The 7,967-nt window shown below is 70.9% G+C and carries 8 protein-coding genes and 1 tRNA gene; 3 read left to right on the forward strand and 6 right to left on the reverse strand.

Annotated features, from left to right (window positions below):
• Together ACIKT0_RS09520 and ACIKT0_RS09525 are read left to right on the forward strand one after the other, a co-directional pair.
• A partial coding sequence (locus tag ACIKT0_RS09520; RefSeq protein ID WP_407105119.1) for a YcjX family protein occupies positions 1-880 on the forward strand: 880 nt, incomplete at its 5' end.
• Positions 881-893: 13 nt separating this feature from the next.
• Positions 894-1,916, forward strand: a complete 1,023-nt coding sequence (locus tag ACIKT0_RS09525) for a YcjF family protein (RefSeq protein ID WP_407105120.1) — start codon at positions 894-896, stop codon at positions 1,914-1,916.
• A gap of 228 nt (positions 1,917-2,144) precedes the next feature.
• Here the strand turns inward: ACIKT0_RS09525 and aroC are convergent, their stop codons facing one another.
• Positions 2,145-3,239 carry a chorismate synthase gene (aroC, locus tag ACIKT0_RS09530; protein ID WP_407105121.1) on the reverse strand — a complete coding sequence of 365 codons (1,095 nt, stop codon included), beginning with the start codon at positions 3,237-3,239 and terminating at the stop codon, positions 2,145-2,147.
• A gap of 119 nt (positions 3,240-3,358) precedes the next feature.
• Here aroC and ACIKT0_RS09535 point away from each other — a divergent pair, with 119 nt between their 5' ends.
• A complete protein-coding gene (locus tag ACIKT0_RS09535; protein ID WP_407105122.1) occupies positions 3,359-3,901 on the forward strand; it encodes a 3'-5' exonuclease in 543 nt (180 codons plus the stop codon).
• A gap of 6 nt (positions 3,902-3,907) precedes the next feature.
• Here the strand turns inward: ACIKT0_RS09535 and ACIKT0_RS09540 are convergent, their stop codons facing one another.
• The 5 genes from ACIKT0_RS09540 to ACIKT0_RS09560 all read right to left on the reverse strand — a co-directional run bounded on the left by ACIKT0_RS09540 (position 3,908) and on the right by ACIKT0_RS09560 (position 7,580).
• Complete coding sequence (locus ACIKT0_RS09540) at positions 3,908-4,834, reverse strand: alpha/beta hydrolase (RefSeq protein ID WP_407105123.1); 927 nt, start codon at positions 4,832-4,834, stop codon at positions 3,908-3,910.
• Positions 4,835-4,936: 102 nt separating this feature from the next.
• Entirely contained in the window at positions 4,937-5,914 is a 978-nt protein-coding gene (locus ACIKT0_RS09545) for an alpha/beta hydrolase (RefSeq protein ID WP_407105125.1), read from the reverse strand.
• On the reverse strand, positions 5,914-6,528 hold the full coding sequence (locus ACIKT0_RS09550; protein WP_407105126.1) for a 2-hydroxychromene-2-carboxylate isomerase: 615 nt from the start codon (positions 6,526-6,528) through the stop codon (positions 5,914-5,916). Before ACIKT0_RS09550 ends, ACIKT0_RS09545 begins: the two co-directional genes overlap by 1 nt.
• 177 nt (positions 6,529-6,705) lie before the next feature.
• Positions 6,706-6,790, reverse strand: a tRNA-Leu gene (locus tag ACIKT0_RS09555).
• 46 nt (positions 6,791-6,836) lie between these two features.
• Positions 6,837-7,580, reverse strand: a complete 744-nt coding sequence (locus tag ACIKT0_RS09560) for a competence/damage-inducible protein A (RefSeq protein ID WP_407105127.1) — start codon at positions 7,578-7,580, stop codon at positions 6,837-6,839.
• Positions 7,581-7,967: the final 387 nt, after the last annotated feature.

The raw sequence follows: 7,967 nt of genomic DNA on the forward strand, positions 1-7,967 counted from the left end.
CTCAGGCGCCCGCGGCCGCCGACTGATCCTGAAGGATCGTCGGGCCGAAGGCGCGAATCTGTTCTCTCATGGCCGGTTCCTGATGCCGGGCGACCTCGAAGGCAGCCCCGCCTTGACCTTCGCGCCGCTCGCGCTGCCCGAAACCGGCGACGCGCCCTCGGGCTCGATGTGGGCGATGATGGAGCGGCGTTACGAGGCGTACCGCTCCCACGTCGTGCGGCCGTTCTTCCGCGACCACTTCGCGCGGCTGGATCGTCAGGTCGTGCTGGTCGACGCGCTCGCCGCGCTCAACGCCGGACCGGAGGCCGTCGCGGATCTGGAGACGGCGCTCACGGACGTGCTCTCGGCGTTTCGGCACGGCCACAATTCCTGGCTGTCGAGCCTGTTCCGGCCGCGCGTCGACAGGCTGCTGTTCGCCGCCACCAAGGCCGACCATCTGCACCACACCAGCCACGACCGGCTCGAGGCGATTCTCCGTCGGCTGGTGGGGCGGGCGATCGAGCGCGCCGAGTTCGGCGGCGCGGCGGTGGATGTGGTCGCTCTCGCGGCCGTCCGCGCGACCCGCGAGGCGAGCGCCCGACAGGGCCGCGACGAACTGCCGGTGATCATCGGCGTGCCCGAGAAGGGCGAACGCTCCGGCGACCAGATCTTCGACGGCCAAGAGGAGATCGCGGTGTTTCCCGGCGACCTCCCGGCCGACCCCGAGGTGGCGCTGCGCAGCGGCGGCTATCGCGGTCGCGCGCATGATGAAGCCGGAGGGGACCTGCGCTTCATCAAGTTCCGCCCGCCGCTGCTCCCGGTTTCGGAGCGTCCGCCGCACTTGCCGCACATCCGGCTCGACCGGACCCTGGAATTTCTCATCGGCGACGCCCTGAAGTGACCGAGCACCCGCGATGACCGACGCACCACGCAGGCCGGCGGCCTTCCGGCTCAATGATCCCGGCGTGACGCTCGCCGCGCCCGACGAGGAGACCTCGACGGCCCGTGGCGGCGTGGTGCTGACGCCGCAGCCGGACGCTTTCGAGACCACGCCAGAGCCCGCCGCGACAAAGGTGAAGCCGCGGCGCCGGGGGCTTTCGCTCGGCGGCCTGTTCTGGGGCGCGCTCGGCGGTCTCGGGAGCCTGGCGCTCGGCCTATGGGCGACGCGGGTGGTCGAGGACCTGTTCGCGCGGTCCGACTGGCTGGGCTGGCTCGCGCTCGCCCTTGCGGCCGCCGCAGGCCTGGCGGCGCTCGCCATCGTGCTGCGCGAGATCACCGCGCTGCTGCGGCTCAACAAGATCGAGGATCTCAGGGCCGCGGCCGAGGAGGCCCACAGGACCGACGACGACGCCAAGGCCCGCAAGGTCGTGGCGGAGGTCGTGGCGCTCTACGCCAACCGCCTGGAGACGGCGAGGGCGCGCGCGGCGGTCGCGGCGCACGCGAACGAGATCATCGACGGCTCGGATCGTCTGCGGATCGTCGAGCGCGAGCTGATCGAGGCGCTCGACCGGGAGGCCACCCGGGCGATCGCGTCAGCGGCCAAACGGGTGTCGGTGGTCACGGCGGTTTCGCCGCGCGCGCTGGTCGATCTGGTGGTCGTGCTCGTCGAGACGATGCGGCTGATCCGGCAGGTCGGCGCGGTCTATGGCGGACGACCCGGAATGCTCGGCTTCCTGAAGCTGGCGCGGCACGTCGGCGCGCATCTCGCGGTCACCGGCGGCATGGGGGTCGGCGACGGGCTTCTCGAGCAGATGCTCGGCCACGGCCTTGCGGCGAAGCTGTCGGCGCGGCTGGGCGAGGGGGTGCTGAACGGGCTGCTGACCGCGCGCGTGGGGCTCGCCGCCATGGCGGTCTGCCGACCGCTTCCCTTCGTCGAGCGGCGGCCGCCGACGGTCCGAGAAGTCGCCGGAAACCTGTTCGAGAGCCGCCAGCCCTGAGATGAAGAAAAAGCCGCCGGCGCGAGGACTGCAATTCGCGCCGGCGGTTCACAGAAGTCAGGTGCGGCCGTCGCTCAGGCGACGGCTTCGCGGCTGCGGATGGGATCCGGGCATCCGTCTGGAGACCCGGACGAATCCTCCGCGCAGCGATTGCGTATCGCGTTTTTGATCCGCGCGCATGACGTTCTTTGGCGCCGGCGGGGGGCGCGCTCTTCGGACGCGGGCAGGCTACGCCACAGGGCCGATCTGGCCCCGGTGGCGGAGCGCGTGATCGGCCAGGACGCACGCCATCATGGCCACGCCGACCGGCACGGCGCGGATGCCCACGCAAGGGTCGTGGCGGCCCTTCGTCGAGACGTCGACTTCGGCCCCGCTGCGATCGATCGAACGCCGCGGGGTCAGGATCGAGGATGTCGGCTTGACCGCGAAACGGGCGACGATCGGCTGCCCGGTGGAGATTCCGCCGAGCACGCCGCCGGCGTTGTTGGACAGGAAGACCGGGCGGCCGTCCTGGCCGAGCCGCATCTCGTCCGCGTTCTGCTCGCCCGTGAGTCGGGAAGCCGCCATGCCGGCGCCGATCTCGACGCCCTTCACGGCGTTGATGCTCATCAGGGCGGCGGCGAGGTCGGCGTCGAGCTTGCCGTAGATCGGCGCGCCGAGTCCCGCGGGCGCGCCCTCGGCCACGATCTCGATCGTCGCTCCCACGGACGACCCGGACTTCCGGATTCCGTCGAGATACGCCTCCATCTCCCTGGCGGCGACAGGGTCTGGGCAGAAGAACGGGTTCGAATCCACCGCTGACCAGTCCCACCGCGACCGGTCGATCTCGATCTCGCCCATCGCGACCAGCGCCCCCCGGATGGTGACCTCGGGAATGACGAGCCGCGCGATCGCGCCGGCCGCGACGCGGCTCGCGGTCTCGCGCGCCGAGGATCGCCCGCCGCCACGATGGTCCCGCACGCCGTATTTCGCCTCATAGGCGTAGTCGGCGTGACCGGGCCGGTAGCTCTGGGCGATGTTGGAATAGTCCTTCGAACGCTGGTCGACGTTCCGGATCAGCAGGGCGATCGGCGTCCCGGTGGTGGTCAGACGACCCGCCTGCTCCTCGATCACGCCGGAGAGAATCTCGACCTCGTCCGGCTCCTTGCGCTGCGTGGTGAAGCGCGACTGCCCCGGCCGACGCCGGTCGAGCGCGGCCTGCACGTCGTCGCGGCTGAAGGTCAGGCGCGGCGGGCAACCGTCGACCACGGCGCCGATCGCCGGGCCGTGGCTCTCGCCGAAGGTCGTGACGCGGAACAGGTGGCCAAAGCTGTTGTGAGACATGCCGGAGCCTATGCCACGCGCGCGCCTTTCCGAAAAGCCGCGCTTTCCGCGGGGTTTCCGATTGCGTAGGAACTAGGGGCTAACGTTAACGCTCCCGCTCGCGAGTCTCAGGTCCACGCATGTCGACGCCACTCGAAAGCATCGCCGCAGGCGAGACGCCTTATGTGTTCTTCGATCTGGAGACCACCGGCCTGACGCCCAAGCGGGACCGCATCATCGAGATCGCGGCCCTGCGGTTCGACCGCGCGAGCGGACAGGTCGAGGCGTTCCAGACCCTCGTCAAGCCCGACCGGCCGATCCCCGCCTTCGTGCGCGCCATGACGGGTCTCGACGACGCCGCCTTCGCCGAAGCGCTCGAGCCCAAGGACGCCCTCGACAAGTTCTTCGCCTTCGTCGGCGACGATCCGCTGGTCGCCTACAACATCGGCTTCGACAACGCCTTCCTGGTGGCCGAGGCGGAGCGGGTCGGCCTGGCGCCGCCGCCGACCACGGTCTGCGCCATGCGGTTCGCGCAGTCGCTGGTCAAGGACGTGCCGAACCATCGGCTGGAAACCGTGGCGAAGGCGCTCGACTGCCCGAGGCCGCGCGCGCGGCGGGCGATGGAGGATTGCCTCACAGGGCTGATCGTCTTCGAGAAGACGCTCGCGCTCGCAGGCGCCTGACGGGCATCACTCGGCAGTCCCGGTCCTGGCCGCCGCGACAGGCTGGCCGCAGGTCGCGTCCAGCCGGGTCCCCAGCCACGCCAGCGCGGGCCTCAGTTCGCGCCTCCAGAGCGTCCAGTCGTGCCGGCCGCCGACCACCCGCAGCGTGCTGTCCACGCCCCTGCGCAACAGAGCGAGGTGCAGTTCCGTGGCGCCCTGGACGATGCCGCTCGGATCGTGGTCGCCTGCGTCCAAGTAGACCGCGGGCTTCGGCCTCAGCCCCACGCCGAGCAGTGGCACGCGCGGGAACAGGTTCATGGCGTTGAAGCGGGACGCCCGGAACGGCTCGCCGAACGCCCCGTCATAGAGCCGCTCCGCCCGCTTCAGGCGCGCCTTCATTTGCGGCTCAATGGGCGGAGAGATGCTGCCCGAAAGGCTGATCGCCGCCGCGTACGCGGTCGGATGGTCGAAGGCGAACAGCAGGGCGCCGTAGCCGCCGGTCGAAAGTCCCGCGACCGCGCGGCCCTGCCGGCAGTCCGCGGTGGGCAGCCTCGCGTCGATCGCGTCCACCAGGTCGCGGGTGAGGGCGGTCTCCATCGCGCCCGCGCCGCCCGGGTCGCGGTTGTTGACGTACCAGCTGTCGCCGGCGAACGGCATCACGACGACGGTCGGCGGCAACGCGCCCGAGGCGATCGCCTTGTCCATGGTGGAGGCGAGCCCGCCCGCGTCGAGCCAGTCGGCTTCTCCGGGGTCGCCGCCGTGGAGCAGGTAAAGCACCGGCCACCGGGCTCCGGGCGGAGGCGCTTTGGCCGGAAGATAGAGGTTGTAGTGAATGGGCCGTCCGAGGGACCGGCTCGGGGCCGTGAGGCCGCGCTGCACGAGCCCCGTCGCGTGCGCGGGAACGGCCGCCACGCCGGCGGCGAGAATGACGGCCGAGAGGAGACGTGGCCACATGGGGCGCTCGTGGGCCCGTTCATCACGACCCGCCGGCGCGTCACGCCGCAGGCCTCCTGAAGCTCTACGTTTGCGCTGCGGCGAACGTCACGCGCGAAAACGTCACGGGGTCGGCCGCGTCGCTTCTCGTCCGGGGCTCTGGACCTGGCTGTCGGCGGGCTCGCAGGACGTCCTGAGCTTCGGCCCCAGCCAGCGCAGGGCGTCAGCGAGATGGGCGCGCCACGTCGGCCAGTCGTGGGCCCCGGGCCCGATCCGCAGCGAACTGTCCAAGCCCGCCCTCAACAGCTCGGCGTGGAACCTGGCCGTGGACTGGATCAGCCCGCTGCGGTCCCGGTCGCCGGCCGCGAGCAGGATCGCAGGCGCAGGCTCCTCGCCGGCCGGCCACTGTCGCACGCGGGTGAACAGGTTCCACGCGTTGAAGCGGCCTCGATCGAGCGGACGCCCGAAAGCGCCATCGTAGAAGGCGTCGGCCCGTTTCAGGCGCTGAACGTCGCGCGCGTCGATCGGCGGCGCGATGGCGCCCGAAAAGCTGGCGGCGGCGACGAACGCGTCGGGCCGCTCCAGGCCGTAGAGCAGGGCGCCGTAGCCTCCCATCGACACGCCCGCGATCGCGCGTCCCTCGCGGCACGCGGCCGTCGGATAGCGGGCGTCGATCGCCGGCGCGAGGTCCTGCAGGATCGCCGTCCGCATCATGCCCTGGCCGCCGGGATCGGGATTGTCGACGTACCAGCTGAAAGGCGTGACCGGGATCACCACGAGGGTGGGCGGGATGAGGCCTTCCGCGACGGCCTGGTCGATGACCTCGTAGACGAAGCCCTGGTCGAGCCAGTCGGCCTCGGCGGGCCTGCCTTCGAGCAGATAGAGCGTCGGCCAGCGTCGCCCCGCGGCGGGTACGGCGGCGGGCCGGTAGACGTTGTAGACGAGCGGCCTCCCGAGGGCGGGGCTCTCCGTCGTCTGGCCCCGTTCGACCACGCCTGCCCACTGCGCCTGCGCATGCGCCGCGGGCAGAATCGCGAGCCCCGCGAGCAGGATCCGGCGGATCAGGCTCCGGGAGCCGGGGCACCCGCCGCCTGAGCTCATCACGCCGTCGCGGCGGGGCTAGCCTCGGCCAGTCTGCGCTCGACCATAGGGAGCCTGTCCCATCCCCAGAACGGCTCGCCATCGAGGATGATCCACGGCGCGCCGAACACGCCGCGCTCGACGGCCTCTTCGCCCGCGGCGCGCGCCTTGGCCTTCAGCTCGGGGCTCGCGACGGCGGCGATGAAGGCGGACCGGTCGGCGCCGAGCGGCCGCGCGATCTCGGCGACCGCCGTGGCGTCGTCGATCGCCAATCCCTCGGAGAAGTAGGCCCGGAAGACATCCTTGGCGAAACGAACCGCGAGGGCAGGGTCCTGCGCGTCCAGCCAGTGAAAGCCGCGCAGCGCCGGCATTCCGGCGTGAGGGTGGCCATCGGGCATCGTGAAGCTCAGCCCCTTCAGTCGTGCGATGCGGGCCCAGTCGAGCGCCACGTACTCCGCCTTGAGCGGGGTGCGGGTGAGGGGCTTCGCCTCCGTCACCTTGAATGACGAGCCGAGGCTGAAGGCCTTCCACCGCACGCTGCGGCCGTGGCGCGCGGCGAGATCGTCGATCTCGGTGGAGGCGAAATAGGAATAGCCCGATCCGAAGTCGAAGAAGAACTCAATCGGCTCGGCCATGCGCTCGCTCTCATCTTGTCTGGCGCCGCAGGCCTCGAACAGCGAAGTCCGGATCGGTCCGGCGGCGCATCCGCACAATAGGCGGGCTTCGGAGATCGAGCCAGCCAGGCCACAGCGTCGTTACCGCTCCCCCGGCGGCCGCCGATCGCGCAGGCGGGCGCGGGAGGAACCTCAGTCTGGTGCGGACGGCGGGACTCGAACCCGCACGCCTTGCGGCGCAAGATTTTAAGTCTCGTGCGTCTACCGGTTTCGCCACGTCCGCGCCGCACCGGCATAACGCACCAACCGCGATCGGCGCCAGCGGAGGTTCAGCTCCGGCGAAGTCCCGAAAGCATCTCCGCCACCGCGGCCTTGGCCGCCGCGAGGGCCGCCGGATCGCGCGAGCGGATCACCAGGTTCGTGTTGAACCTGTTTCCCTCGATGAAGGGGTAGCTGCCGATCGAGACCTCCGGATGCGCGCGCTGGACGGCGGCGAGCGGCGTCGCGATGTCGCCCTCCTTGGCGTCCGCCCGGATGGTCTCGCTGAGGATCGGCTCTCCGGTCTTCAGCGTCGGCGCCACCTGGTCGAGCATGGCGCGCATGATCGCCGGCACGCCCGCCATCACGATCACGTTCTCCAGCCGGAAGCCGGGCGCCTTGGAGATCGGGTTCGCGATGAGCTCCGCCCCGAAGGGGATGCGGGCCATCCGGAGCCGCCCCTCGTTGAGATCGGCAGGGTCGGAGAAGCGCTCCCGCAGCATCGCGACCGCCCGCGGATCGTGGTCGATGCCGACGCCGAAGGCGGCCGCGATGGCGTCCGCCGTGATGTCGTCATGCGTCGGCCCGATGCCGCCGGTCGTGAACACATAGGTCACGCGCGCGCGGAGCGCGTTGACTGCCTCGACGATCGCCGGCTGCTCGTCCGGGACGACGCGGATCTCGCGCAGATCGACGCCGAGGCCGGTGAGCGTCTCGGCGATGTGGCCGCTGTTGGTGTCCCGGGTCCTGCCCGAGAGCACCTCGTCGCCAATGACCACGATGGCTGCGGTGACGGTGTCGGTCTCGGTCAGCATCGGCGCGTCTCGGAATGGGGCGGCGAGGCTAACGGACGCCGTGAACGGCGCAAGTCAGGCGAGGCCTTGGATGGAATCGCGGACATGAAAAAGGCGCGGACGATGAGCGTCCGCGCCTGTATTTCCAGACGGTCTGATCAGCTGCGATCGGCCGATCGACGCCCCTCGGGCCGGCCGCCGCGCGGCCGCTGGCCAGCCGGTCGGCCTGGCTTCTGCATGAACGGCATGCCGGACATCTCGCCGTCGCTCCGGCTGCCGTCGGCCCGGCGCCCGTCGGGACGGTGTCGGCCCTGGGTGTCTCCTTCGAGACGTTGATGCCCGAGAGTCTGGAAAGAGACACGCGATCATCGAACGTGCCATCGGGCGCGATCGATATCCTATGACCGA

The organism is Hansschlegelia beijingensis, assembly GCF_045505405.1.
Taxonomy (GTDB): domain Bacteria; phylum Pseudomonadota; class Alphaproteobacteria; order Rhizobiales; family Methylopilaceae; genus Methylopila; species Methylopila beijingensis_A.